This window comes from Streptomyces thermocarboxydovorans (genome assembly GCF_039524635.1).
Taxonomy (GTDB): Bacteria; Actinomycetota; Actinomycetes; order Streptomycetales; family Streptomycetaceae; genus Streptomyces; species Streptomyces thermocarboxydovorans.
Map to the genome: position 1 here is coordinate 105,754 of NZ_BAAAGU010000002.1, position 24,734 is coordinate 130,487.

General features: G+C 73.2%; 19 protein-coding genes and 1 pseudogene. 6 read left to right on the forward strand and 14 right to left on the reverse strand.

The window, feature by feature from the left end:
- Positions 1 to 304: 304 nt before the first annotated feature.
- Positions 305 to 1,540: pseudogene (locus ABD198_RS01420) on the reverse strand (nitrate/nitrite transporter); the annotation flags it as partial.
- Positions 1,541 to 1,781: 241 nt separating this feature from the next.
- On the opposite strand from ABD198_RS01420, the gene ABD198_RS01425 reads away from it, so the two are divergent.
- Together ABD198_RS01425 and ABD198_RS01430 are read left to right on the forward strand one after the other, a co-directional pair.
- Complete coding sequence (locus ABD198_RS01425; protein WP_343997425.1) at positions 1,782 to 2,204, forward strand: pyridoxamine 5'-phosphate oxidase family protein; 423 nt, start codon at positions 1,782 to 1,784, stop codon at positions 2,202 to 2,204.
- Positions 2,205 to 2,442: 238 nt separating this feature from the next.
- The gene (locus tag ABD198_RS01430) at positions 2,443 to 2,697 is read left to right on the forward strand and encodes a LapA family protein (protein ID WP_343997426.1); all 255 of its coding nucleotides are present in this window, start codon (positions 2,443 to 2,445) and stop codon (positions 2,695 to 2,697) included.
- Positions 2,698 to 2,804: 107 nt separating this feature from the next.
- Here ABD198_RS01430 and ABD198_RS01435 read toward each other — a convergent pair whose 3' ends face one another.
- The 6 genes from ABD198_RS01435 to ABD198_RS01460 all read right to left on the reverse strand — a co-directional run bounded on the left by ABD198_RS01435 (position 2,805) and on the right by ABD198_RS01460 (position 11,098).
- Complete coding sequence (locus tag ABD198_RS01435) at positions 2,805 to 3,191, reverse strand: hypothetical protein (RefSeq protein WP_343997427.1); 387 nt, start codon at positions 3,189 to 3,191, stop codon at positions 2,805 to 2,807.
- Between the two features lie 113 nt (positions 3,192 to 3,304).
- On the reverse strand, positions 3,305 to 5,425 hold the full coding sequence (locus tag ABD198_RS01440; RefSeq protein ID WP_343997428.1) for an SWIM zinc finger family protein: 2,121 nt from the start codon (positions 5,423 to 5,425) through the stop codon (positions 3,305 to 3,307).
- Positions 5,425 to 8,331 carry an SNF2-related protein gene (locus ABD198_RS01445; protein WP_343997429.1) on the reverse strand — a complete coding sequence of 969 codons (2,907 nt, stop codon included), beginning with the start codon at positions 8,329 to 8,331 and terminating at the stop codon, positions 5,425 to 5,427. The genes ABD198_RS01440 and ABD198_RS01445 overlap by 1 nt, the downstream gene beginning before the upstream one ends.
- A 199-nt stretch (positions 8,332 to 8,530) precedes the next feature.
- The gene (locus ABD198_RS01450) at positions 8,531 to 9,109 is read right to left on the reverse strand and encodes a sugar kinase (protein WP_343997430.1); all 579 of its coding nucleotides are present in this window, start codon (positions 9,107 to 9,109) and stop codon (positions 8,531 to 8,533) included.
- Complete coding sequence (locus ABD198_RS01455) at positions 9,106 to 10,254, reverse strand: ROK family glucokinase (protein ID WP_343997431.1); 1,149 nt, start codon at positions 10,252 to 10,254, stop codon at positions 9,106 to 9,108. Before ABD198_RS01455 ends, ABD198_RS01450 begins: the two co-directional genes overlap by 4 nt.
- 106 nt (positions 10,255 to 10,360) lie before the next feature.
- The gene (locus ABD198_RS01460; RefSeq protein WP_343997495.1) at positions 10,361 to 11,098 is read right to left on the reverse strand and encodes a GntR family transcriptional regulator; all 738 of its coding nucleotides are present in this window, start codon (positions 11,096 to 11,098) and stop codon (positions 10,361 to 10,363) included.
- Positions 11,099 to 11,226: 128 nt separating this feature from the next.
- Here ABD198_RS01460 and ABD198_RS01465 point away from each other — a divergent pair, with 128 nt between their 5' ends.
- A complete protein-coding gene (locus tag ABD198_RS01465) occupies positions 11,227 to 12,249 on the forward strand; it encodes a Gfo/Idh/MocA family protein (protein ID WP_343997432.1) in 1,023 nt (340 codons plus the stop codon).
- An 850-nt stretch (positions 12,250 to 13,099) separates the two neighbouring features.
- Here ABD198_RS01465 and ABD198_RS01470 read toward each other — a convergent pair.
- The 4 genes from ABD198_RS01470 to ABD198_RS01485 form a co-directional block, all read right to left on the reverse strand.
- Positions 13,100 to 13,726: a dihydrofolate reductase family protein gene (locus ABD198_RS01470; protein ID WP_343997433.1), complete on the reverse strand. Its 627-nt coding sequence runs from the start codon at positions 13,724 to 13,726 to the stop codon at positions 13,100 to 13,102.
- 377 nt (positions 13,727 to 14,103) lie between these two features.
- On the reverse strand, positions 14,104 to 15,378 hold the full coding sequence (locus tag ABD198_RS01475; RefSeq protein WP_343997435.1) for a (Fe-S)-binding protein: 1,275 nt from the start codon (positions 15,376 to 15,378) through the stop codon (positions 14,104 to 14,106).
- On the reverse strand, positions 15,375 to 16,754 hold the full coding sequence (locus ABD198_RS01480; RefSeq protein ID WP_343997436.1) for an FAD-binding oxidoreductase: 1,380 nt from the start codon (positions 16,752 to 16,754) through the stop codon (positions 15,375 to 15,377). Before ABD198_RS01480 ends, ABD198_RS01475 begins: the two co-directional genes overlap by 4 nt.
- Positions 16,754 to 18,502, reverse strand: coding sequence for an L-lactate permease (locus tag ABD198_RS01485; RefSeq protein ID WP_343997437.1), 1,749 nt, complete (start codon positions 18,500 to 18,502; stop codon positions 16,754 to 16,756). Before ABD198_RS01485 ends, ABD198_RS01480 begins: the two co-directional genes overlap by 1 nt.
- 403 nt (positions 18,503 to 18,905) lie before the next feature.
- On the opposite strand from ABD198_RS01485, the gene ABD198_RS01490 reads away from it, so the two are divergent.
- Entirely contained in the window at positions 18,906 to 19,586 is a 681-nt protein-coding gene (locus tag ABD198_RS01490) for a GntR family transcriptional regulator (protein ID WP_343997438.1), read from the forward strand.
- A 163-nt stretch (positions 19,587 to 19,749) separates the two neighbouring features.
- On the opposite strand, the gene alc is transcribed toward ABD198_RS01490, so the two are convergent.
- Together alc and allB are read right to left on the reverse strand one after the other, a co-directional pair.
- Entirely contained in the window at positions 19,750 to 20,865 is a 1,116-nt protein-coding gene (gene alc, locus ABD198_RS01495; protein WP_343997439.1) for an allantoicase, read from the reverse strand.
- 36 nt (positions 20,866 to 20,901) lie between these two features.
- A complete protein-coding gene (gene allB / locus ABD198_RS01500) occupies positions 20,902 to 22,242 on the reverse strand; it encodes an allantoinase AllB (RefSeq protein ID WP_343997440.1) in 1,341 nt (446 codons plus the stop codon).
- A 336-nt stretch (positions 22,243 to 22,578) separates the two neighbouring features.
- Between allB and ABD198_RS01505 the strand changes: the two genes are divergently transcribed.
- Positions 22,579 to 23,388: an IclR family transcriptional regulator gene (locus ABD198_RS01505; RefSeq protein ID WP_343997441.1), complete on the forward strand. Its 810-nt coding sequence runs from the start codon at positions 22,579 to 22,581 to the stop codon at positions 23,386 to 23,388.
- Between the two features lie 94 nt (positions 23,389 to 23,482).
- Here ABD198_RS01505 and ABD198_RS01510 read toward each other — a convergent pair whose 3' ends face one another.
- Positions 23,483 to 23,794 carry a DUF5955 family protein gene (locus ABD198_RS01510; protein WP_343997442.1) on the reverse strand — a complete coding sequence of 104 codons (312 nt, stop codon included), beginning with the start codon at positions 23,792 to 23,794 and terminating at the stop codon, positions 23,483 to 23,485.
- 179 nt (positions 23,795 to 23,973) lie between these two features.
- Between ABD198_RS01510 and ABD198_RS01515 the strand changes: the two genes are divergently transcribed.
- Positions 23,974 to 24,588, forward strand: coding sequence for a nucleotidyltransferase family protein (locus tag ABD198_RS01515; protein ID WP_343997443.1), 615 nt, complete (start codon positions 23,974 to 23,976; stop codon positions 24,586 to 24,588).
- The last annotated feature ends 146 nt before the right edge of the window (positions 24,589 to 24,734 follow it).

A 24,734-nucleotide genomic window follows, 5' to 3' on the forward strand; every position in this document is an offset into this window, starting at 1 on the left:
TTCACACTCCGGGCTGTTCATGGGCTGGTTCACTCGGGCCGGTTGACCTCGGGCCGGTCGGCTTCGGTCGGTTCACCTCGGGCTGGGTTCACTGCGTGCCGGTGCCGGTGCCAGTGCCCGAGGCCGGGTCCGACGTCGTCGTCGCCGCTCGGCCCGGCGGGCCGCCGGACCCGGCGCGGGCGGTGGATCCGGCGCGGCCGGTGGATCCGGCGCGGCCGGTGGATCCGGCGCGGCCGGTGGATCCGGCGCGGCCGGTGAGCCGCCCACCGTCCCCGCGTCCGCCCTGGCCCGTGCCGGTCTCCCGGCCCCCGGTGTCCCCGCCCCGGGCCGCCGCCCTGACCCCGGTCAGGGTGAGGACCAGGGCTGCGCCGGCCACCACGGCCAGGAGGGCGAGCCCGATGGCGTACGTGCCGTACACGCCGTACAGAGCGCCCATCACCAGCGGCGGCAGGAACCCGCCGAGGCCGCCCGCGGCGCCGACCACACCCGTGATCGCGCCGACCTTGTTCGCCGGGGCCAGCAGGCCCACCAGCGCGAAGGTCGCCCCGCTGCCGGCGCCGAGCGCGGCGGCCATCGACAGGAAGGCGATGGTGCCCACCGGCATGAGAGCCGGGCTGAACGCCTGCACGGCCGCGCCGGCGATCACCACCGCCAGCGAGCCGGCCAGCACCCGCACCGGCCCCAGCCGGTCGGACAGCCAGCCGCCCACCGGGCGCATCGCCACCGCCAGCAGCACGAACCCGGCCATCCGGTCGGCGGCGTCGGCCTGCGTCAGCCCGTAACCGGTCTTGAGGTACGTCGGCAGATACACCGAGAAGGCGACGAAGCCGCCGAAGACCACCGCGTACAGCGCGGAGGCCTGCCAGGTGAGCGGCAGCCGGGCAGTGGCGGCCATCCGGCGGACCAGCGACTCCGTCGGCACGGTACGCCCCGGCGCATCACGCAGCAGCAGGGCGGCGGTGACCGCGTACAGCGCCAGCACACCCGCGGTGATCAGGAACGGCGTGGGCATGCTCCCGGCGTCGACGAGCTTCACCGTGGTGAGGGCGCTGATGGCGGTGCCGCCCATGCCGGCGCCGAAGACGCCGTTGGCCAGGCCGCGCCGCTCGGGCGGGAACCAGGCGCTGACGAAGGGCACGCCGACGGCGAACGCGGTGCCGCCGATGCCGAGGAAGAAGCCGCCCACCAGCAGCGCGGCGAGTGAGGAATGCCCCGCCAGGCCCAGGTAAAGGATCGGCACGATGGTCGCCGCCGACACCAGCGGGAACATCACCCGCCCGCCGAACCGGTCGGTCAGCGCGCCCACCGGGATCCGGCCGAGCGAGCCCACCACGACCGGCACGGCCACCAGCAGCGACTGCTCGAACGAGGACAGGCCGAGGTCGTCCTTGAACCGCGGACCGAGCGGGCTGAGCAGCGCCCAGCCCCAGAAGTTCAGGGCGAAGCCGATCGTGGCGAGCGCCAGCATCAGCCAGGCCCGGCCCGGCACCGCGGGTTTCGAGGGGTGCCTGCCCTGCTCGGACTTCACTGGTTGGACCATCTCGTCCGTCCCATGCGTCGTGGGTGACCTTGACAGTGCTCTGACCGTGCTCTCGGGTCGGCCGCCGACGGCAGCGGTGCTGCCGATGTGGCTGCCGTGCGGCCTCCTGTCACCACACTCCGCGTCTCGCCGCCGCGCGGGCAGGGGTCGTAGGTCCCTATGACCGGACGGACGGCCCCGAAGGTGCGAGAGGGGCCTGTCGGCCCTATCGGGCGAACGCCGCCGCGGAAAGCATGAAGGCGTGTTCACCGACGACGCCTTCCGCTCCCTGGACCGGCAGGAGTGCCTCAGGTTCCTCGCCAAGGTCCCGGTGGGCCGCGTCGTCTACACCCTGCGCGCGCTGCCCGCCGTGCTGCCCATCAACTTCGTCCTCGACACGGACGCCTCCGTGCTGCTGCGCACCTCGCCCGGCTCCGAGCTGGTGCGCGCGGTGGACGGTTTCGTGGTCGCCTTCGAGGCGGACGGCTTCGACCCGGTGACCCGGACCGGCTGGAGCGTGATCGTCACCGGACGGGCCGCGGTGGTGACCGACCCCGCCGAACTGGAACGGCTGTCGGGCACCGGTCCCACGTCCTGGATGCCGCTGCCGGATTCGGTGATCATCCGCATCGAGTCGGAGCTGGTCACCGGGCGCGAACTCCAGGGCATGTACAGCGCGGCGTGAGGGGTCGCGTCCGGCCGCGAGAGGGCGACCGGACGCAGTGAACGAATTCTGCTGTGAACCTGAAGGTTGACGGCCTGTCAGAAACCGCCGCCTTCTGCTTTCTCCCTTGGGGAACCTCGCAAGTTCACCGGCTGGCATCGTCTTTTTGGAGTCATCCCTCCAGCGCGTGCACTTGGAATGACAAGCTTCGATATGTCTCCAAGTCGCCGGCCCTGTTGAACCCGACGATAATGGCCTCATGGCCCGGAATGCCGCACATGCGCACGGTCCGTCGACCTTGACCGTCAAGGGGCGGGACATCCGGCTGCGGACGATCGGGTTCGTCGTGCTCGCCGCCGTGGCCATCTGGTTCATCGCCGCGAACACCGGTTCGGTCACCGTCACGCTGTGGGTGTCCGACGTGACGCTGCCGATGTGGGGGATCCTGACCGTGACACTGCTCGTGGGCGCGCTGCTCGGCTTGATCATTGCGTGGCGGCGCGCACGGCGGTAGGGGACGGGGCGGGGTCGGTCACGGGATGTGGTGGGCGCCCGGCGGTCGCGCCGGTCGGGGTGGGCGCGGCCGCCGGGCGGTGGGACAGGTCGTCGGTCAGTGGCGGGTCAGTGGTCGCCGGCTGAGCCGGCGGAGGCCTGCTGGGCAGGCTGGTCGTGAGCGTCCGCTCCCAGCGGGGGCGCGGTGTAGCGGTCCATGCGGTGCTGGTCGCGCGGCACGGTGACCCGGCTCCGGGGTGTGTCGGCGTCGCCCGGCGGAACCGGGATCGGCCTGCGGGCGATCAGGCGGCCCACCCAGCGGCGGCCGCAGATCGGGCAGGGCGGCGCGCCCTGCGGGTCGTAGGGGGACGGCACGGGAAGTCCGTCGCGGGTGAAGTACTCCCATTCGTCGCCGTTGTCGTCGCGGTAGTACTGCACGTCGTAGTCGGCACTCCATTTGTGCCAGCAGTGCCCGCAGGTGAACTCGACACGCTCCACAGCCAGTTCGGTGATCATCGGCCTGCCTCCTTCCGCGGTGGCGGACGCCCGGACACGTGACCCGTGACTGTTTGTGACCATTCTAGGCGGCCGCGGGAGGCGGTGCCGGAGGGCCTTTTCCGTCGGCCCTGTTACAGGTCGCCCGGCGTGTCCAGGCCGGTCAGCGCGCCGACCGGGTCCGAGTCGGGGGTACCGCGGGGCCACCAGTCGTCCTGGCCGGGCTCGGACTCGTACGCGTACCAGAGATGGTCGCGGCCCAAACGGAGCTGGACGTGCCCGCGGGGGTGGGTGAGCCGGTTGCGCCAGGGGCGGAAGGCGGGCAGGTCGGCGGCGAGGAGCTGCGGGCGGGCCCGGTCGAAGCGGCCGGCCGGCGGGTCCCAGGGCTCCTCCAGGACGCGGAGTCCCTCGGGGCCGCCCTGCCGCCAGGCGGCCACCGCACGGGCCAGCTCGGCGGGGCTGCGGCCGGCGGCCTTGGAGAGGGAGGCGTAGAGGGAGCGGGTGGCCGCGGTGAGGCCGGAGCCGGGGCGGGCGGCGGCGAGCCGCACCGCGTCCTGCCACAGGCTGAGGCCGCCGACCGGGTCGCGGCCGGTGGTCAGCAGGGCATGCGCGCGTGCGGCGGCGTCACTGGCCAGCTGGTCCAGCGCGAAGGGGTCCGGGCCGCCGGGCGCCGGCGGATACGCCGGCGGCTGTTCGGGGTGCGGGGGCGGCGGCAGCGGGGCGGGGAGCGGAGGCCGGGCGCCTCGTGCGAGGACGTCGCTGGCGCGTACGCCGGGCAGCGGCTCCGGTTCCTTCTCCTGGGCGGCGCGGGCCGCGCGGGCGGCGCTGCGGCGGGACAGGTCGTCGATGACCGCGCGTTCGCCCCGGCCGCGCAGGAGGAGCAGGACGAAGGGGTCGGCGTCGAGCAGGCGGGCGGTCTGGTAGCAGAGGGCGGCGGCGTGCTTGCAGGGGTGGCCCCGGTCGGGGCAGCTGCAGTGCGGATCGAGGTCGCGGGGGCCGGGCAGCAGGGGGACGCCGCAGTCGGCCAGGGACTGGGGCATCTCCTTGTCCAGCAGGGCCGCGATGTGACCGGGCCGGTCGGCGGCGGTGTCCAGGAAGCGCTCCCAGTCGGCGTCGGTGAAGGTGCGCAGCCGTACCTGGACCCGGTACGGGCGGGGCCGGCTGCCCCGGACGTAGGCGAGCACCAGCCCCGGAGTCACGGTGATCGCGTCGACGTTCCCCTGGTCGGCATACGTCCGCCCCCGAGCCAGCCGGGCCGCGTCCAGGGCGCCCTCCTCCAGCGCGGTGACCCAGGCGTTGCCCCACCAGGTCTCGGCGAACGTGCCCCTGTGTGTCCCCTCGCCGGAGGGCTGGGCCGGGAACGCGGGGAAGGTCCGGCGGACGTCCGAGTCGCGGGCGGGGGCGGCCATGGAGCGCGGGGCGGTGAAGGCGGGGGTGGGGGCGGATTCGTGCCTTGCCGCTGTTTCCGCGGGCTTCGCATCGCCGGCGGGCCGTGGGCGGGGGCGGGGGCGGGGGCTGTCCGTCGGGGGACGGGCGGTGTCTGCTGCGGGTGCGGTGTCCCGCGTGCCGGTGCCCCGCTCCTCGGCGGTGTCCGGTTCGTCGGCGGAGGCGGGCATGCGGAAGGCGTCGGCGAGCAGCCTCCGCAGCTCGCGCGCACGGTTCTCGGCGGTGCGGTCGGCCTTCGGCGTGCGAGACGAGTGGGATGTGCGGGGTGTGCGGGGTGTCCGGGGAAGGGCCGACGGCGTGGACGTACCGCGCCCTGTGTCGTCGGTGCCGTGGCCCTCGGCGGCCCTGCGCGCTCGCAGTGCCGCCGCACGGGCCGATCTCAGGGCCTCGCGGGCGATGTCACCGGGGCGCTGTGCGGGAGGGTGGCCGGGCTTGCCGGCGGCTGCGGGGGCCTCGGGTGCGGCCGCTGCTGCACCGGGGGCGGCACCACACTCGTCGGCAGGGGCATCCGGTGCGGCAACGGCGTCGTTCCCGTGGGCGCCCGGGCCACCGACGGCCCCACCAGGGCTACCGCTGATGGATGCCTCGGTGTCGGTGTCCGTGTCACCCCGTTCGGAGTCACCCCGTTCGGACCGTTCGGAGTTCGCCCGGAGGGCCTCGCGGAGGGCGGCGCGGGCCGCGGCGGCCGGGCCCTGCTCCCGGGCAGCCTCCTGCTGCTCCTTCCGCTGCGAAGCCTCCTCGGCCTTCTCCCGCTCCCGGGCGGCGCGCAGTGCCTCGCGGACCTTGTCGGAGGGGCGGCGCTCGGTCATCACGGCCTCCGGAGGGAGACCAGGTCGGCCAGCTCGCGGTCGGTGAGCTCGGTGAGGGCGGACTCGCCGGTGCCGAGGACGGCGTCGGCGAGGGCGCGCTTGGAGTGGAGCATCTCGGCGATGCGGTCCTCGACGGTGCCCTCGGTGATCAGGCGGTGGACCTGGACGGGCTGGGTCTGGCCGATGCGGTAGGCGCGGTCGGTGGCCTGCTCCTCGACGGCCGGGTTCCACCAGCGGTCGAAGTGGATGACGTGGCCGGCTCGGGTGAGGTTCAGGCCGGTGCCGGCGGCCTTGAGGGAGAGGACCAGCACCGGGGTGGCGCCGGACTGGAAGCGGTCCACCATGCGCTCCCGTTCCGGTACCGGTGTGCCGCCGTGCAGCAGGTCGACCGGGACCGCCCGCTCGGCGAGGTGGGCGGTGATGAGGCGGGCCATGCCGACGTACTGGGTGAAGACGAGGGCCGAGCCGTCCTCGGCGAGGAGGGTGTCCAGCAGCTCGTCCAGCAGGGCGAGCTTGCCCGAGCGGGCCGCGAGCCGGTCGGCGCCGGCGCTGGTGGGCTCCTCCTTGAGGTAGAGGGCGGGGTGGTCGCAGATCTGCTTGAGCGAGGTCAGCAGCTTGAGCACCAGGCCGCGGCGGCCCATGCCCCGGGCGGTCTCGATGGCGAGCATCGACTCGCGCACCACCGCCTCGTAGAGCGCGGCCTGTTCGCGGGTGAGCGGCACGGGGTGGTCGGTCTCGGTCTTCGGCGGCAGCTCGGGGACGATGCCGGGGTCCGACTTCTTGCGGCGCAGCAGGAAGGGCCGCACCAGGCGGTGGAGGCGCTGCACCGCCTCCTCGTCCTCGCCGGTCTCCACGGCGCGGGCGTGCCGGGCGCGGAAGGACTTGAGGGGGCCGAGCAGTCCGGGGGTGGTCCAGTCGAGGAGGGCCCACAGCTCGGAGAGGTTGTTCTCGACGGGGGTGCCGGTGAGCGCCACGCGTGCGGGTGCGGGGATGGTGCGCAGCGCCTTCGCCGTGGCCGAGTGGGGGTTCTTGACGTGCTGGGCCTCGTCGGCGACGACCATGCCCCAGCGCTGGGCGGCCAGCTCGGGGGCGGCCGAGCGCATGGTGCCGTAGGTGGTGAGGACGAAGCCGCCGTCCAGGTCCTCCAGGGTGCGGTCGGGGCCGTGGAAGCGGCGCACGGGGACGCCGGGCGCGAAGCGGGTGATCTCCCGCTGCCAGTTGCCGAGCAGGGAGGCGGGGCAGACCACCAGGGTCGGCTCGCTGCGGGCGCGTTTGAGGTGCAGGGCGATGAGGGTGACGGTCTTGCCGAGGCCCATGTCGTCGGCGAGGCAGCCGCCCAGGCCCAGCGAGGTCATCAGCTCCAGCCAGGCCAGGCCGCGCAGCTGGTAGTCGCGCAGGGTGGCGGCGAGTCCGGGCGGTGGTTCGGCGGGGCGTACGCCGGTGGTGAGGCGGTCGCGCAGGGCGGCGAGGGCGCCGGTCGGCACGGCCTCGACGGTCTCGCCGTCGACCTCGGTGCTCCCGGTGAGGGCGACGGACAGGGCGTCGACCGGGTCGAGCAGGCCCAGGTCCCGTTTGCGGGCCTTGCGCACCAGCGCCGGGTCGACGAGCACCCACTGGTCGCGCAGCCGCACGATGGGGCGGTGCGCCTCGGCGAGGGCGTCCATCTCCGCGTCGGTGAGCGGGTCCCCGCCGAGGGCGAGCTGCCAGCCGAAGCGCAGCAGGTCCTCGCTCTCGAAGAAGCCGGTGCCGTCGGTCGCCGAGCCGGGGGCGGGGCGGACCACTGCCTTGGCGGTCAGGTCCTGGGCCAGGTCGCGCGGCCAGTGCACGGCGACTCCGGCGGCCGCGAGGCGGGTGGCGGCCACGCCCAGCAGGTCGTTCAGCTCGTCCTCGGACAGGGCCAGCACATCGGGGACGTCCTGGTCGGAGAGCCGGTCAAGCGGGGGCCAGACCCGTGCCGCCCGGCGGACGGCGAGGGCGGTGTCCACGCGGGCGCGGGGGCCGAAGGCGCCGTCGGCCTCGCCCGCCCACAGGGCCGCCGCGTCGGCAACGAGGGTGGGGTCGGCGAGGCTGTGCACCTGCACGATCGCCGCGCCCGCGCTGCGGGTGCCGGCGGAGGCACCGGAGGGGTCGGTCTCATCGAAGAGGTCGTAGGCGGACAGGTCGAGGCGCAGGGAGATGCGGACGCCCGCGTCCATGCCGGCGGCGACCTCGGCGGCCCAGTCGCGCGCCTGGGGAAGCCGCTGGGGTGCTCGCGCGGCGAACGGGAGCCCGGCGGCGTAGGGGGCGGCCGGGGTGCGGGGCAGGGTGTCGGCGACGGCGTCGAGGAAGGCGCGCACCAGCGCCTCGGGCTGGGGCAGGCGGACCGGGCCGGGGCCGGGGAGCGGGACGGCGTGTCCCTCGTAGGGCAGGGCGGCGGCCACGGCTCGCAGGTGGGCCACGTCGTCCGGTTCCAGCGGGCCGGCCCGCCAGGCGTCGTGTCCGGTGGGCGTGAGCCCGGGGAGCAGCCGGCCGCGGGCGGTGAGCCGCAGGGCGTGCAGGGCGGCGGCGCCCCAGCAGGCGGTTGCCGGATGGGCGCCGGGATGGTGCCGCGCCCGGACCAGCAGCGGGAGGGCCTCGTCGAGGGGCAGGGAGAGGGCGGGGACGGTGCGGCGCCGCACTCCGGTGCCGTGGGGGCGGACGACGGTCAGCTCCGTGGCCCGTTCCGCTCCTCCGCCTCCGGGGCCGGGCGGCGGGTCGCCCTCGGGGTCGTAGAAGGTGATGCGTCCGTCGCGTGGGAGAGGTGCGGGCTGGAAGACGGCCGGGAGGTGGAGCGGCGCGTCCGGCCCGCCCGAGCCGGTGGACCCGGGCACGGACCGGGGTGTGGTCGCACGCTCGGCCACCGCGGCCGCCGCGGCCCCTTCGGTCATACGCCCTGTCACCTCCCGCCCGTCTGCCCGGTCAGTCGTCTTCGACTCTACGGGCGGGGTCTGACAACCGGCCCCGGCGGCCGGTCGGCGGCGGACGAGCCCGATCGGCCGCGCCGGACTTCACCGCCTCGAGCGGCCGCCGTTCACCGCCGGGGCGGTCGCCCTCGGGGCATGGTCCGTCGCCAGGGCACGGGCCCTGTCAGGGCACGGTCCGCGAGACTACGTACACCCTGGGATAGCCGGGCTTGTTGTGGTTGACCATGACTTCCCGGGTGGGCTTGGGGTTCTTCTGCTTGTGGACCAGGCCGGACCAAATGCCGGGGCCGTCGAAGCGCCAGCCGGTGATCCTGCGGTCGCGTTCGCCGATGGTGACGTCGCCGCGGTTCAGGTCGGCCTCGGTGACGCCCATGCTGGTGAGGAACGCGTCCAGGCCCGCGTCGGTGGTCTCGAACTCGACGTAGAGGCGGCTGGTCTTCCAGTTGTTGGTCTCGTAGTAGGCCACCCACCATGCGGGGTGCGGGATCGGCACCTCGTAGATGCGCCGCTGCACCTTGGAGGGCCAGCCCTCGGCGAGGCCGGTGGAGGCGTACTTGGCCTCCTTGTCCTTGCCGCTGGCGCGGCTCTGGTTCGCGGAGATCACCAGGTAGCCGGCCGGGATGCCGATGAGCAGCACGATGATCAGCAGGGTGAGCGCCCGGCGGCGGATCATGTGCCGGCGGTCCTCGGGCGGCCGGGGCCGCTCGGGGACGCCGCTCTGACGGGGAAGGTCACTGGTCACAGGGCCTCCCGGGTCGTCCTGCGGAACTGTGCGTACTTCTCGTATTTCTCGTACCGCTCGACGCGGCGGCGCTTGGCCCGGCGGAACCGGCGGGCGACCAGGCGGGCCAGGTCTGCCGCTCCGACCATGCCGGCCTCGGGGCCGAGCTGGGCGCGCACGACGCGGGCCTCGGGGCGGTAGCCGCGTCCGGTGAGGTGCCGTTTGAAGGCGTCGCGGGCGGGGCCGATGAGCAGGTCGTCGGCGGAGGAGACGCCGCCGCCGATGACGAAGCAGGACGGGTCGAGGGCGGCGGCGAGGTTGGCGATGCCGACGCCGAGCCACTGGCCGATGTCCTGCAGCAGCTCGATGCACATGGCGTCGCCGTCGCGCGCCAGCTCGGTGATCATCGGGCCGGTGATGTCGGCGATGTTGCCCTTGACGTGCTCGATGATCCCGTAGGCGACGGGCGAGTCGGCGGCGGCCAGCTCGCGGGCCTCGCGCACCAGGGCGTTGCCGGAGCTGTACTGCTCCCAGCAGCCGCGGTTGCCGCAGGGGCAGCGGTGCCCGCCGGGGACGACCTGCATATGGCCGAACTCGCCGGCCACGCCGTACTTGCCGCGCTTGACCTGGCCGTCCTCCAGGATGGCGCCGCCGATGCCGGTGCCGAGGGTGATCATCACCAGGTGGTCCTCGCCGCGGCCCGCGCCGAAGCGCCACTCGGCCCAGGCGGCGGTGTTGGCGTCGTTGTCCACCAGGACGGGCACCGCGAGGCGGCCGGCGATGCGGTCGCGCAGCGGCTCGTTGCGCCAGGAGAGGTGGGGGGCGAACAGCACCCGGTTGCGGTCGGCGTCGACCCAGCCGGCGGCGCCGATGCCGACGGCGTGCACGTCGTGCCGGTCGGAGAGGTCGAGGACCAGTTCGACGATGGTGTCCTCGACGACCTTGGGACTCTTGGACTTGTCCGGGGTCTCGGCGCGGACCTTCTCGAGGATGTTGCCGTCCGCGTCGACCACACCTGCCATGACCTTGGTACCGCCGATGTCGATGCCCACCGTCGGGACGCGGGGTGCCGACAGGTGGGACCGGCGTTCCCGGGTGCCGACGGTTCTGAGGACCGGTGCACGCCGGGAGCCGATGGGGGCGGTGAAGTCGCGGTAGGTGCTCATCGGGTGCGATTCTGCCGTACCGCTCCCCCGGGTGCCGAACGGCCGGGTGCCGGGCGGGCGGGTGCCGGGCGGCCGGGTGCCGGGCGGGCGCGGGTGTCCCGGCGGTTCAGCTCCTGACCAGCAGCTGGAACTCGAAGCTGTAGCGCGACGGGCGGTAGGTGTGTGTGCCGTACTCCACAGCACGGCCGGTGTCGTCGTAGGTGACGCGCTGCATGGTGAGCAGGGGGGCGCCGGGCTCCTCGGTGAGGCGCTCGGCCTCGGCCGGGGTGGCGGCCCGGGCGCCGATGGTCTGGCGGGCGCTGTGCAGGGTGATACCGGCGGCGCGCATCAGGCGGTACAGGCCGGTGGCCTCCAGCTGGGCGGTCTCCAGGTCGAGCAGTCCGGACGGGAGGAAGTTGCACAGGTACGCCATCGGCTCGCCGTGGGCCAGGCGGAGGCGTTCGATGCGGTGGACCTCGCTGTCCTCGGGCACGCCGAGCGCGGCGGCGACCTCGGCGGAGGCCGAGACCATCGTGTTGACCAGCACCTTTGTGGCGGGGCGCTGGCCGGCCGACTCCAGGTCGTCGTAGAGGCTGCTCAGCTCCAGGGGGCGTTTGACCTGGCTGTGCACCACCTGGGTGCCGACCCCCCTGCGGCGGACCAGCAGGCCCTTGTCGACCAGCGACTGGATCGCCTGACGGACCGTCGGGCGGGACAGGCCGAGCCGGGAGGCCAGCTCGATCTCGTTGCCCAGGAGGCTGCCTGGGGTCAGCGTGCCGTGTTCGATCGCGGCCTCCAGCTGCTGGGCCAGCTGGAAGTACAACGGCACGGGGGAGCTGCGGTCGACGCTCAGCTCCAGCTGCACGGTCGGGTCGACATCTGGTTTCGGCACGGCCCGAGCGTAGCTCCGTGAGCTGTTGACGGGAAGTTGTGAAGTCACATTGTCCAGACATACTGATTGACAGGGAGGGGTGCGACCCGCACTTTGTTTCCATGCGCATCGGGGTCATCGGTACAGGCCGCATCGGCACCCTTCACGCCCACACGCTCAGCAGGCACCGCGACGTCGGCTCGCTGATCCTCACGGACGCCGATCCGAAGCGCGCCCAGGCGCTCGCCCACCGGCTCGGCGAGACCGCGGCGCCGGGCGTGGACGAGATCTACACCTGGGGTGTGGACGCAGTAGTGATCACAGCGGCCACCTCGGCCCACGCCGAGCTGATCGGACGCGCGGCGCGCGCCGGTCTGCCGGTGTTCTGCGAGAAGCCCATCGCCCTCGACCTGCCGGGCACCCTGCAGGCGATCGGGGAGGTGGAGACGGCGGGGACCGTGCTGCAGATGGGGTTCCAGCGTCGGTTCGACCGCGGGTACGCGGGCGCACGCGAGGCGGTGCGGTCGGGACGGCTGGGCCGGCTGCACACCGTGCGGGCGATGACCAGTGACCCGGAGCCGCCGCCCGCCGGGTATCTGCCGCAGTCGGGCGGGCTGTTCCGGGACACGCTGATCCATGACTTCGACATCCTGCGCTGGGTGACCGGGCGGGAGGTCACCGAGGTGTACGCCACCGGCTCCGACGCCGGGCCCGCGATGTTCCGGGACGCGGCCGACATCGACACCGGCGCGGCGCTGCTCACCCTCGACGACGGCACGCTGGCCACGGTCACCGCGACCCGGCTGAACGGCGCCGGCTACGACGTGCGCATGGAGCTGGCCGGTGAGCGGGACCAGATCGTCGTCGGGCTGGACGACCGCACCCCGATCGCGTCCACCGAGCCGACCGGGCCGCCGGCCGCGGACAAGCCGTGGACCGGGTTCCTGGAGCGGTTCGGCCCTGCCTACGAGGCGGAGCTGAGCGCCTTCGTCGAGGTGGTGCTGGGCGAGCGGGCCAACCCCTGCGACGGGCGCGAGGCCCTGCAGGCGCTGCGCATCGCCGAGGCGTGCGAGATCTCCCGGCGCGAGCACCGCCCGGTCCGGCTGGCGGAGATCCAGGGCGGGGCACCGGTGCCCTTCGGATGAGGCGCGGCCTCCGGGGTTGTGGGACGCCCGTCGAGGGCCGCCTTCGGGGTTGCGGAACGGCCGTTGGGGGCCGCCTTCGGGGTTGCGGAACGGCCGTTGGGGGCCGCCTTCGGGGTTGCGGAACGGCGGTTGAGGGGCCGCGCCTGCTGGGTTGCGGAACCTTCGTCCGGAGAGGGACGGATGTCAGGGGTGCGGCACGGTCGTCGAGAGCGGCGACCGTGCGTCGGGAACGGCGACCGTGCAGCGGTAGCAGCGGCCGTACCGCGGGCACGGCGACCATGCGGCAGGCACGCCCCTGCTGCCGTAGCAACAGCCGCCGTGTAGCGGGAGCGGCGGCCGGGCAGGCACGCCCCTGCCGCGGTAGCAACGGCCATGCGGCGAAAGCCGCGTGTCTGAGCGGCGGCGGGTCGACGACCCAGTCGCGCACGGTGCGGCGGGGGCGCCGGCCGCCCTCCCGCTGCGACTCCGGATCGAGCGCCGCGACCAGTGCCGACGGCAGCAGCCAGCGCCGCGACGGGAACACCGCGGTGGCCGGGGCCTGTTCGTCTGACTTCACGGTCGGCAAATCTACGCAGGGCGAGGTCGCTGAGCTGCCGCGCGGCCCGGATCGGCGACCAAAGTCGCGGCGACGCAGACTTTCGGCGCACCGGCCGCCGCGGAACGCCTTCTTCCGTAGCTCCGCCTCCCGCCCGGCGGCCGATGTGCACGCGACCGGCACGGGCGAGGCTGGGCGTCATGACCTTCCCCGTTTCTCCCCCCTATCGGCAAGTCGCGGTCGCAAGTCCTTCACCGCGCGCCGCCGCCCGGTCCCCCGCGCCGGGCGGCGGCGCTCGTCACCGGAGCCGCGCGCTCACGCGTTCTCCGGCAGCTCGTAGGTGCCGTACTCCGGGCGGCCGACCCGGTCGTAGGACTGGATGGACACGCCGGTGCTGGTGATGCTGCCGCCGGTGTGCCGGAAGGCGGTCGGCCGGGAGCCCTCCGGGAACAGGCGGCGGCCGGCGCCGAGGACGACCGGGAAGGTCAGCAGATGCAGGGTGTCCACCAGGTCGGCGGCGAACAGGGACTGGGCGAGGGCGCCGCTGCCGTGCACCTGGAGCTCGCCCTCGGTGTGCTCCTTCAGCGCGGTGACCTCCTTGGCGAGGTCACCGGCGATCACGGTGGTGTTGGACCACCCGGGGTCGGTGAGGGTGCTGGAGGCCACGTACTTCGGCAGGGAGTTCAGCTTGCCGGCCACCGGGTCCTCGGGGTCGGTCACCTTCGGCCAGTGGGCGGCGAAGATGTCGTAGGTGCGCCGGCCGAGGAGGAAGGCGCCCACGCGCGAGAAGACGTCGCCCATGAACCGGCCGAAGTCCTCGTCGCCGTACGGGACGCTCCAGCCGCCGTGCTCGAAGCCGTCGCGGGTGTCCTCGTCGGGCCCGCCGGGTGCCTGGTAGACGCCGTCCAGGGTGACGAAGGTGGTGACAACGAGCTTGCCCATGACGGGTGCCTGCCCTTCTCGGTGTGCCTTCCCGGAGTGCTGTCTCCGGGGCGGTCTCTCCGGTGTGGTCTCTCGGTCATCAGCTCAGACCGCGGCGGGGCCCGCAACTCATCGGTGCGGCGGGATTCGATGTCCGTTCGCCGCCGGTGCCGCCGGATCCGGGCCGCTGGGATGGAGGCATGAAGACACGGACGAACGTGACAACGGACCTGACCGGCAAGGCCGCCCTGGTGACCGGCGGCGGCCGCGGCATCGGCGCGGAGTTCGCGGTGGACGGCGGCCACGCGGCCTGAGTCCGAGGCGGGTTGCGGCCGTCACGGGCTCCGGGCCGCGAGTGCGGTCGCGGCCCGGAGCCTGACCGGTGGGCATCGGCTTTCTCAGGGCTCCTGAGCTCCGGTCTCGCCCACGGCGCCGGGTGCGCCCGCCATCACGAGGAACTCGGCGAGGTGCACGGCGCGCACCCGGGAGCGGCGGCGGCGCAGTCCCTGCTGGAGCTGCCGCAGGCAGCCCGGGTTGACGGCGACGATGAAGTCGACGTCCATGTGGTCCAGATCCTCGAGTTTCGGGTCCAGCACGGCACGGCTGTCGGAGGGCCGGAGCAGGGAGTAGGTGCCGGCGGCGCCGCAGCACCGGTCCGCGCCGGGCAGTTCGACGAAGTCCGCGACCTCGGCGATGAGGTCACGGGGCGGACGGCTCACGCCGAGCCCGTTCCGCAGATGGCAGGAGTCCTGGAGGGTGGCCCTGGCCCTGCGCCCGTCGACCGTGACCTGACCGGTGGGCCGGTGGCCGTCCCGGTCGAGGTACTCGCTCAGCTCCCGGACCCGGTCCCGGCCGAGGTGGTGGGCCAGATGGGCGGCGCAGCCGCCGGCCGTGGTCACGATGGTGCCGGGCAGCCGCTCGCCGAGAGCCTCGGCCAGCTCCGCGCCGGTGCGGGAGTCGCCGTTGTGGGCGTGCAGCGCACCGCAACAGCCCTGCCCGGGCGGGACGGTGACCTCGGGGCACAGCTGCTGGACGGCGCGCGAGACCTTCGGGTACAGGCCTCGTTCGACGCAGCCGAGCATCAGGGACGCGGGCTCTTCCGCGGTCTGTGTCTCCGATGGCTTCCCGGCGGGGCTGTCCCCGGCGCGGGCGTGGCGCCGTACCAGGCCCTGGAGCCGCAGCAGCCAGGGGCGTGACACCAGGGCCATCAGGAGGCGGGCGAGCCAGGGCCGGTGGCGGCCACGCCACTGGTGGTCGCGCCACTGCTCCAGCAGCAGCCCGTACTCCACGCCCGCCGGGCAGACGGTCTCGCAGGCACGGCAGCCCAGACAGAAGGACGACTCCTCGGCGAGGGTCGGATCGTCCTCGTCGAGGCGGCCGGTCTCCAGCGCTCGCATCAGGGTGATGCGGCCGCGGGGCGAGGAGGTCTCCTCGCCGGTCAGGGCGTAGGTGGGACAGGCCGGCAGACAGAAACCGCAGGAGATGCACCGGTCCAGCAGGTCCTTGTCGAAGATGCCGCGGCCCTTCTCCGGCCCCGCGCCGTGGTCGTTCTTCTCCGGGCTGGCGCCGTGGTCGTTCTTCTCCGGCCCCGCGCCGTGGTCGTTCTTCTCCGGCCCCGCGCCGTGGTCGTTCTTCTCCGGCCCGGCGCCGTGGTCGTTGGTGGGATCGGTCATGAGCCGAGCTTTCCGGGGTTGAGGATTCCTGCCGGGTCGAAGGCGTTCTTGATGCGGCGCAGCAGTGCGACCTGGTCGGCGCCGAGCCGGTCGGCCAGATACGGCAGCTTGGCGGCGCCCACTCCGTGTTCGCCGGTGATGGTGCCGTCCAGGGCGATGGCGGCGGCGAAGATCTCCGCGAACGCGGCGTGGGCGCGGTCGACGGCCTCGTGGTCGTCGGGGTCGAGCACGCAGGTGGGGTGGAGGTTACCGTCCCCCGCGTGCCCGAAGGTGGCGATCGTCAGATCGTGGCGGGCGGCGATCTCGTCGATGCGGTCGACCATCTCGGCCAGCCGGTGCCGGGGCACGGTGGCGTCCTCGAGGATGGTCACCGAGCCCAGGCGGGAGAGGGCCGGCAGCGAGCAGCGCCGGGCGGCCAGCAGGGCGTCGGCGCGGGCCACGTCCTCGGCGAGGGTGACCTCCAGCGCACCGGCCCGGCCGCACACCTCCTGGATGCGGCCGAGGTTGGTGGCCACGGCCCGGGCATCGCCGTCGTCGCCGAACAGCAGCAGTGCCCCGGCGTCCTGCCGCAGGCCGAGCCCGGCGAACTCCTCGACCGCGGAGATGCACTTGCGGTCCAGGAACTCCAGCGTGGCCGGGACGATGCCGGAGGCGATGACATCCGCCACGGCCCGGGAGGCGTCGGCGAGGGAGGCGAAGTAGGCGACGCCGGTGCCGGTCTCCGCGGGTGCGGGCAGCAGGGCCACGGTGACCTCGGTGATCACCGCCAGGGTGCCCTCGGAGCCGGTCAGCAGCCGGGTCAGGTCGTATCCGGCCACGTCCTTCCACAGCCGCCCGCCGGTGCGGATGATCTCACCGGTGGGCAGCACGGCCTCCAGGCCGAGCACATAGTTGCGGGTGACTCCGTACTTCAGCCCACGCAGACCGCCGGCGCAGGTGGCCACATTGCCCCCGACAGTGGACACGGTGCGGCTTCCGGGGTCCGGCGCGTAGAGCAGCCCGGCCTGGGCCGCGGCGTCGGCGAGCCGGGCCGTGGTCACCCCGGTCTGGACGCGGGCCAGCAGCTCCTCGGAGCTGACCTCCAGGATGCGGTCCAGCCGGGTCAGGGCCAGGACGATGCCGCCGGTCAGCGGCACGGTGCCGGCGCACAGGTTGGAGCCGGCGCCGCGGGGCACGACCGGGACGGCCCGCTCGGTGGCGTACTTGAGGACGGCGGCGACCTCCTCGGTGCTGCCGGGGAGCACCACCGCCTGCGGCAGGGAGTGGAAGAGCGGTGTGGCGTCGCGTGCGTAGGCGGCCAGCGCGCCGTCGTCCACCCGTACGTGGTCCGGCCCCACGATGGCGGCCAGGTCCCGGGCCAGGTCCGTGCGGTCCATCAGCGCACCACCATCCAGTCCAGCACCGGGGTGGACTGCAGGTAGATCAGCAGGCAGATCGCGGCGAGCAGGCCGAGGCCCCAGCCGACCACCCGCCGGAAGAGTTCGCCCTCGCGGCCCTCCAGCCCGACCACGGCGGCGGCGATGGCCAGGCTCTGCGGGGAGATCATCTTGCCCAGCACGCCACCGGTGGTGTTGGCCGCGGCGAGCAGATAGGGGGACATCCCGGTCTTCTGGGCGGCGGTGAGCTGCAGCAGGCCGAACAGGGAGTTGGAGGAGGTGTCGGAGCCGGTGACGGCGACACCCAGCCAGCCGACGATGGGAGAGAGCAGGGCGAACGCCGCGCCGGTCTGGGCCAGGAAGAGGCCGAGGGTGACGGTCTGGCCGGACATGTTCATCACGTAGGCCAGGGCGAGGACCGCCATGACCGTGACCACGGTCCAGCGGAACTGGCGCACGGTGTCGCCGTAGGCCCGCACGCCCCGCATGACGCCGATGCCGTAGAGCGCGGCGGTGATCAGACCGGCCAGCAGCAGGATCGTGCCGCCGGCGTTGAGCAGGTTGAAGGTGAAGGTCGCGGAGGCCAGCGGCTTGCCGGAGCCGTCGGTCACGTCCAGGCCGGGCCAGGCGAACTTCCACCCCGAGTGCGCGTCCAGCCAGGTCTTCACCGGTCCGAAGGTGGCCACCGCGAACAGCACGACCACGGCGAGGTAGGGAGCGAACGCCATCAGGGCGGATCCCTCACCGGTGCGCCTGCGCCGGTCCGCGTCCGTGGAGTTCGCGCCGGTCGAGCCCGCGTTCGTGGAGCCCGCGTCCCCGGAGCCGGAGCCCCCGGAGCCGGAGTCGGAGCCAAAGTCCGTGGCGCCGCCCGTGCCTGCGGAGCCACCGCTGACGGCGGCCGGTGTCTCGGCCCGCGCGGCCAGCGTCTCCTTGGGCTGCCAGACGCGCAGCATCAGCACGACGGCCAGGGCGCCGGCGAAGGCCGCGACGATGTCGGCGATCTCGTACGAGAGGAAGTTGGCGCTGACGAACTGGGCGGCGGCGAAGCCGAATCCGCCGACGAGGGCGACCGGCCAGGTCTGCCGCACACCGCGCCTGCCGTCCACCATGAACACCAGCACCAGCGGCACGAACAGGGCCAGCAGCGGCGTCTGACGACCCACCATCGCGCCCAGGTCCGCGGCGTCCAGCCCGGTGATCTTGGCAAGGGTGGTGATCGGGACGGCGATGGCGCCGAAGGCCACGGGCGCCGTGTTGGCCACCAGCGAGACCGCCGCCGCCTTCATGGGCCGCAGCCCGACCGCCATCAGCATCACCGAGGAGACCGCGACCGGGGTGCCGAAGCCGGCGAGCGCCTCGAGGAGCGCGCCGAAGCAGAAGGCGATGATCACGGCCTGGACGCGCTGGTCGTCCGAGAGCGAGCCGAACGCCCGCCGCAGCACCGCGTCCCAGCCCGTGAGCTCGGTCAGCTTGTAGATCCACAGGGCGTTCAGCACGATCCAGATGATCGGGAACAGACCGAAGGCGGCTCCCTCCCCCGCCGCCAGGGCCGCCTGGCCCACCGGCATCTCGTAGGCGAAGACGGCGACGCCGAGGGCTGCGGCGAGCGCCACCAGTGAGGCCTGCCATGCCTTCCAGCGCAGACCGCCCAGCAGTACGAACAGCGTGACCAGGGGAAGTGCGGCGCACAGCGCGCTCCACCCCAGGGATCCGGCGACAGGGTCGAAAACCTGTTGGTAACCGGTCATGGCAGATCCTTGCCTCTCTCGATGGGCTGCTTGTGGCCCCCGTCACTCCTCAGGGCGGGTTGATTGTTTGACAATGACTCCTGTCTGTCAATGGATCCGGCACGACATGCTCGCGGGTCACAGATGGCGATTCAGAGCCGCGACGTGGGGCGGACTCAGCCGAGCGGCAGGGACGGCGCGGCACACAGCGCACGCCTCCGGGGCGACCCGGCGACCGGGCCGCCGACACGATCGGCAACGGCAATAAAGGGGAGTCGGCCATGGCGAGCTCCTCGCCTCAACGGGCGCCTCTGCACGGCCCCCGTTTCACGCTGTCCGGCGATTGTCAGACAATGACCCCTGTCCATCAACGGGTCTGACCTGACATATGGGAGAATGAGGCCGTCCCTTCACGGAGGTGTTCATGGCCCAGGACGCCGCCCTCAGGCTGTCCACGGTCTCGGTCGTCGAGGCCCTCGCCGCGTCACTGCGCGACCGCGTGCTCGACGGGCAGATCCCGCCCGGCACCACCCTCGCCGAGACCGAGATCGCGAATGAGTACGGTGTCTCCCGCCCTACGGCCCGCAGCGCCATCACCGCCCTGGTGTACGAGGGACTCCTGCACCGCGAGGCCAACAAGGCCGCCTATGTGCCCCGCCTGACCCGTGAGGACGTCGAGGATCTCTTCCTGGTCCGCACTCCGCTGGAGACCGAGGTGGTGCGGGTTCTGCTCGAGCGCGGCACCGTGCCCGTGGGCCCCGCCGAGCGCGCGCTCGAGGACCTCGACCGGCTGGCGGAGGACGCGCCGCACAGCGCCTTCGTCGAACCGGATCTGCGCTTCCACCAGTCCTTGATCGATGCCGTCGGCAGCCCCCGGCTCAGCCGGCTGTACCGGGGCATCAAGGGCGAGATACATCTGTGCATGGTGCAGACCCGGCACACCCTGGGACGCGATCGCATCGTCGCCGAGCACCGCCGGATACTGCAGGCGCTCCAGGCCGGAGACGCCGACGAGGCGATCGCCCGGATGCGCGACCATCTCGACGGCGCCTGCCGCTCCCTGCAGCAGGTGTTCATCACGGTGGGGGCCGAGGAGAAGCGGTAGGCGCGGGCGCCGGGAACCGGCTTCCCCGTGCCCGCGCGCCTGGCCGCGATGCCGCACGGCGACCGCCCGCACCGTGACCTTCTCACGCAACCGGTCAGCGATGCGGGTCGGCCGCCCAACGACCCGGTGAGGGTCAGTCAGTTTTCCAGAACTTCGTCAAAGGTCAGCCGCCCAGCTCCTGGTGACGGGCCGTCAGGCGACCGGCGCCGGTCTCCGTGAGCGAGCCGTGCAGGCGCAGCCGGGAGATGCCGCCGTCGGGGTAGATGTCCAGCCGCGCGTGGGTGCCGGTGACCGGCTCGGGCAGCACGAAACGGTGGTTGGTGTCGGGCTGGAGGCGGGTGCGCGGCAGGGCCCGGACCCACTCGCCGTCCTCGCCGTCCCTGATGGACACCGACGCCCAGCCGGCGCTGTTGCCCTTCAGATAGGCCGTGTCGATCTCGATGGCGCGGATCCGGGACTGCTCGACCAGCCGGTACCGGATCCAGTCGTTGCCCCGGTCGCGGCGCCGGCGCGTCTCCCAGCCGTCGTCCATCTTGCGGGAGCGGCCCGGCTGGATGGTGTTGGTGGCCGGTGAGTAGAAGAGGTTCGAGGCGTCCTCGACCTGGCCGCCGTTCTCCAGGGCGACGACGTCGAAGGTGCCGAGGGCCTGGAGCCAGGCGGGGTCAGGGACGACCTCGCCGTGGACGCGCAGGCGCGCGATGCCGCCGTCGGGGTGCTGCTTGAGGCGCAGGTGGGTGAAGCGCTGCTCGACGGAGACGGCGAAGCCGTTGGCCGCGTGGCCGCCGACCGGGGTGCGCGGGACGAGGGTGGTCCACTTGATGTCGTCGCCGAGGAGTTCCTCGGGTGACGGGGAGCCGGGCACGCAGGTGCCCTCGACGGACACGGCCTGCGGGTAGTTGCCGCGGAAGTGGGCGGTGTCCACGACGATCCCGCGGACCACGCCGGGTGCGCCGAGGCGGATCAGCGCCCAGTCGTGGTCGTCCTCGGCCGGCCAGGGATGGTCCGCGGAGCGGCCGCGCCGGCGGCGGGTCTCCCAGCCGTCCATGATCTTGCCCTTGTGGCCGAAGTGCTCGGGGTCGAACTCGGCGCGCTCGGGCAGCAGAAGGTTCTCCCGCTGGGCGAAGAACTCGTCGTTGGCGGCGATGACACCGGCGCCGAGGCGGCGGTCGGCGAGGTCGGCGTAGTGGGTGAAGGGGAAGTCGGCGGTGCGGTAGTCCGCGTAGGGGTCGCCGCCCTGGTAAGGGCTGGCGTCGCCGGTGAAGGTCTCGATCGCCGTCACGGTGGTGTGTTCCTGCCTTTCGTCTTCTGGGCGTCGTCAGCGGGTGCGGGTGAGCAGCCGGCCCTGCGGTGCGGTGAACTCGCCGTCGGCGACGATGCGCCGGCCGCGCAGCCAGGTGGACCTGACGACGCCGTACAGGGTCCTGCCCGCGTAGGCGGTCACACGGTTGCGGTGCTGGAGGGCGGCCGGGTCGACGGTGAAGGTCTCGTCGGGCGCGAGGACGGCGAAGTCGGCGTCACGGCCCGGGGCGATGGCGCCCTTGCGGTCGTCGAGGCCGACCAGGCGGGCGGTGCGCTCGGACATCCAGCGCACCACGTCCTCGAGGGTGTGGCCGCGCCTGCGGGCCTCGGTCCAGACGGCGGCGAGGCTGAGCTGGAGGCCGGAGATGCCGCCCCAGGCGGTGGCGAAGTCGTCGGTCTTGAGGTCGGCGGTGGACGGGGAGTGGTCGGTGACCACGCAGTCGATGGTGCCGTCGGCCAGCGCCTGCCACAGCAGGTCCTGGTTGGCGGCCTCGCGGATGGGCGGGCAGCACTTGAACTCGCTGGCCCCGTCCGGGACTTCCTCCGCGGTGAGGGTCAGGTAGTGGGGGCAGGTCTCCACGGTGACGCGCACGCCCTCGGCCTTCGCCTCGGCGATCAGCGGCAGCGCGTCACCGGAGGACAGGTGCAGGATGTGCACGCGGGCGCCGAAACGCTTCGCCTGCGCCACCAGGTGGGCTATGGCGGTGTCCTCGGCGTCGCGCGGACGGGAGGCGAGGAAGTCGGCGTACCTGGGTCCGCCCTGCTGCGGGGCGGCGGCGAGGCGGTGCGGGTCCTCGGCGTGCACGATCAGCAGCCCGTCGAAGGCGGCGATCTCGGCGAGGGAGCGGGCGAGCTGCTCCTGGTCGAGGTGCGGGAACTCGTCCACGCCGGACGGCGACAGGAACGCCTTGAAGCCGAAGACACCGGCCTCGTGCAGCGGGCGCAGGTCCGCGAGGTTGCCGGGCAGGGCGCCGCCCCAGAAGCCGACGTCGATGTGCGCCTTGTCGGCGGCGGTCTTCTGCTTGACGCGCAGGTGGTCGACGGTCGTGGTGGGCGGGAGCGAGTTGAGCGGCATGTCGACGATCGTGGTGATGCCGCCGGCCGCCGCGGCTCGGGTGGCGGTCCAGAAGCCCTCCCATTCGGTGCGGCCGGGGTCGTTGACATGCACGTGGGTGTCGACCAGGCCGGGCAGCAGGACGTCGTCGCCGAGGTCCTCCAGGCGGGCGCCGGCCGGCACGGGGGCGTCGTGCGGGCCGACGGCGGTGATCGTGCCGCCGGCGACCGTGACGGTCGCGGGGCGCGTCCCCTCGGGGGTGATGACACGCGTCGAGCGCAGCACCAGTTCGGCGTCGGACACCCGGACCCTCCTGACCTGTTCGCGGTGGCCGCCCGGCGGATTCCCGCCTGGCCCAGCGGATTCCCGCCTGGCCCGGCGGGTTTCCCGCTCGGTGGCCCTCCATCTGACGGTTTTCCACCTGGCGAAATTCAACGTTCTGTTGAAGGAGTCTTCACTCCCGCTCCGGCCCCGTCAAGGGCACACTTCCCCTCCGGAGCCCACCGGCAGCAGCCCTGGACATTTCCACAACACGGAAATAGAATTCCGCCACACAGAACGTAGTGAGGCACAAACGGGCAGTCAACCTGCTGCCGGGTAGGCTTTGGCCCTTCCTGCCAGTCCCGAAAGGAACGCGCCGTGCCGACGTCCAGCGCCAGCACCACCGACTCCGCCCGGACCGCCGCCCCCAGCGGTGGCGTGCAGTCCCTCGAGCGCGCCTTCGATCTGCTCGAACGGATGGCGGACGCGGGCGGGGAGGTCGGTCTGAGCGAACTGTCCGCGAGCAGCGGGCTGCCCCTGCCCACCATTCACCGTCTGATGCGCACCCTGGTGGCCTGCGGCTACGTCCGCCAGCAGCCCAACCGGCGCTACGCGCTGGGGCCGCGGCTGATCCGGCTCGGCGAGTCGGCGTCCCGGCTGCTCGGCACCTGGGCCCGCCCCTACCTCGCCCGCCTGGTCGAGGAGACCGGCGAGACGGCGAACATGGCGCTCCTCGACGGGGACGAGGTCGTGTACGTGGCGCAGGTGCCGTCGAAGCACTCGATGCGGATGTTCACCGAGGTCGGCCGGCGCGTGCTGCCGCACTCCACCGGCGTCGGCAAGGCGCTGCTGGCCACCTTCCCGCCGGAGGAGGTACGGGCCCTGCTCGCCCGCACCGGCATGCCGGCGGCGACGGACAGGACCATCACCACACCGGAGGGCTTCCTCACGGCCCTGGAGGAGGTACGGCGCCGGGGCTACGCGATCGACGACAACGAGCAGGAGATCGGCGTCCGCTGCCTGGCCGTCCCGGTCCCCGACTCCCCCACGCCCGCGGCCATCTCCATCTCCGGTCCGGCGGGCCGCGTCACCGAGTCGGCCACGGACAAGATCGTCCCGGTCCTGCAGCAGGTGGCCACGGAACTCTCCGAGGTCCTCACGAGCTCGGGCGGCACACAGGCTTCCTGAAACACACAGGCTTCCTGAAACGGGAGAGCGGTCACCCCGCGTAGGCGACGGTCACCCCGCTTCACCCGCCCGAAAGGGCTCGTACAGGTGTGCGTCAATTGCGGGATGACGGGCTGAAGAGTTCCACCGCCTCGCGGACCTCGCGGAGGGCGCCCCGCAGGGCGCTCACGGAGCCGATCGCGGCGGCGATGAGAAGTAAGGAACGGCGCAGGCGGGGCACGTCGGGGGTGCCGCTCAGCGCCATGGCGTCCAGGGCGGCCAGTTCCTCCTCCGCGATGCCCCGGTCGGGGAACTCCGCCGGATGGGCGGCGAGTTGGCGGCACAGCCGGGACACGGCCGTGCGCAGCTCCGTCACCCGCGGATCCTCGTGACCGCCGGCCACGCGTCTCTGCTCCACGCTCCGCAACACAGTCCTCCCCCAGGCACGTCGTTGTGCGCTTGCCGCCCCCGGCACTCCGTCACCCCGCCGGTTTCGGTGCGCGTCAGTAAACGCCACCCAGTGCCCCGCGCGCCAGCCCGCTGCGTCATCGAGTTGCTCCGCAGCGTGACATCGGGGTCCGGGCGAGCGTGGGGTAGGGAGGGGGCATGACGACACAAGGGACGGATGGTGGACGCGCCCCGGTCGCGGGGCTGCTGCTCGCGGCCGGCGGCGGGCGCCGCCTCGGCGGGAGACCCAAGGCGCTGCTCACCCACCGCGGGCGGCCGCTGGTGGAGCACGCGGTGCGGGTGCTGCGCGAGGGCGGCTGTGCGCGCGTACATGTGGTGCTGGGTGCGCGGGCGGAGGAGGTGCGGGAGCGCGCCGCGCTGACCGGCTGTGTGCTCGTGGACAACCCCGGCTGGGAGCAGGGCATGGGCACCTCCCTGCGGGCGGGGCTGGAGTCGCTGGCCGGGACCGGTGTCCGGGCAGCGCTGGTCGCGCTGGTCGATCAGCCCGGCATCGGCGAGCGGGCGGTCGCCCGGGTGCTCGCCGCGTACGAGACACCGGATTCGCTGGCCTCCGCCACCTACCGGGGGGTCCGCGGGCATCCCGTGCTGCTCGGCGCCGCGCACTGGGCCGGTATCGCCGCGACTGCGGCCGGCGACCGGGGGGCACGCGCCTATCTGAAGGAGCACGAGGAGCGGATCGCGCTCGTCGAGTGCGGGGACGTGGCCGATCCCCACGACATCGACACCGAGGCCGACCTGGCGCACCTTGAGTGAACCGGCCCGCCCCATCCTGAGCGAGTCGCACCCCGGGTGAGCGGCGTGGCACTCAGCGCCACCTTCGCTCGACCCGGAGAATCTCGACATCAACAAACCATTGAACTTCCACTATGAGGAAACTACTATCCACTGCTCAGAAGGGC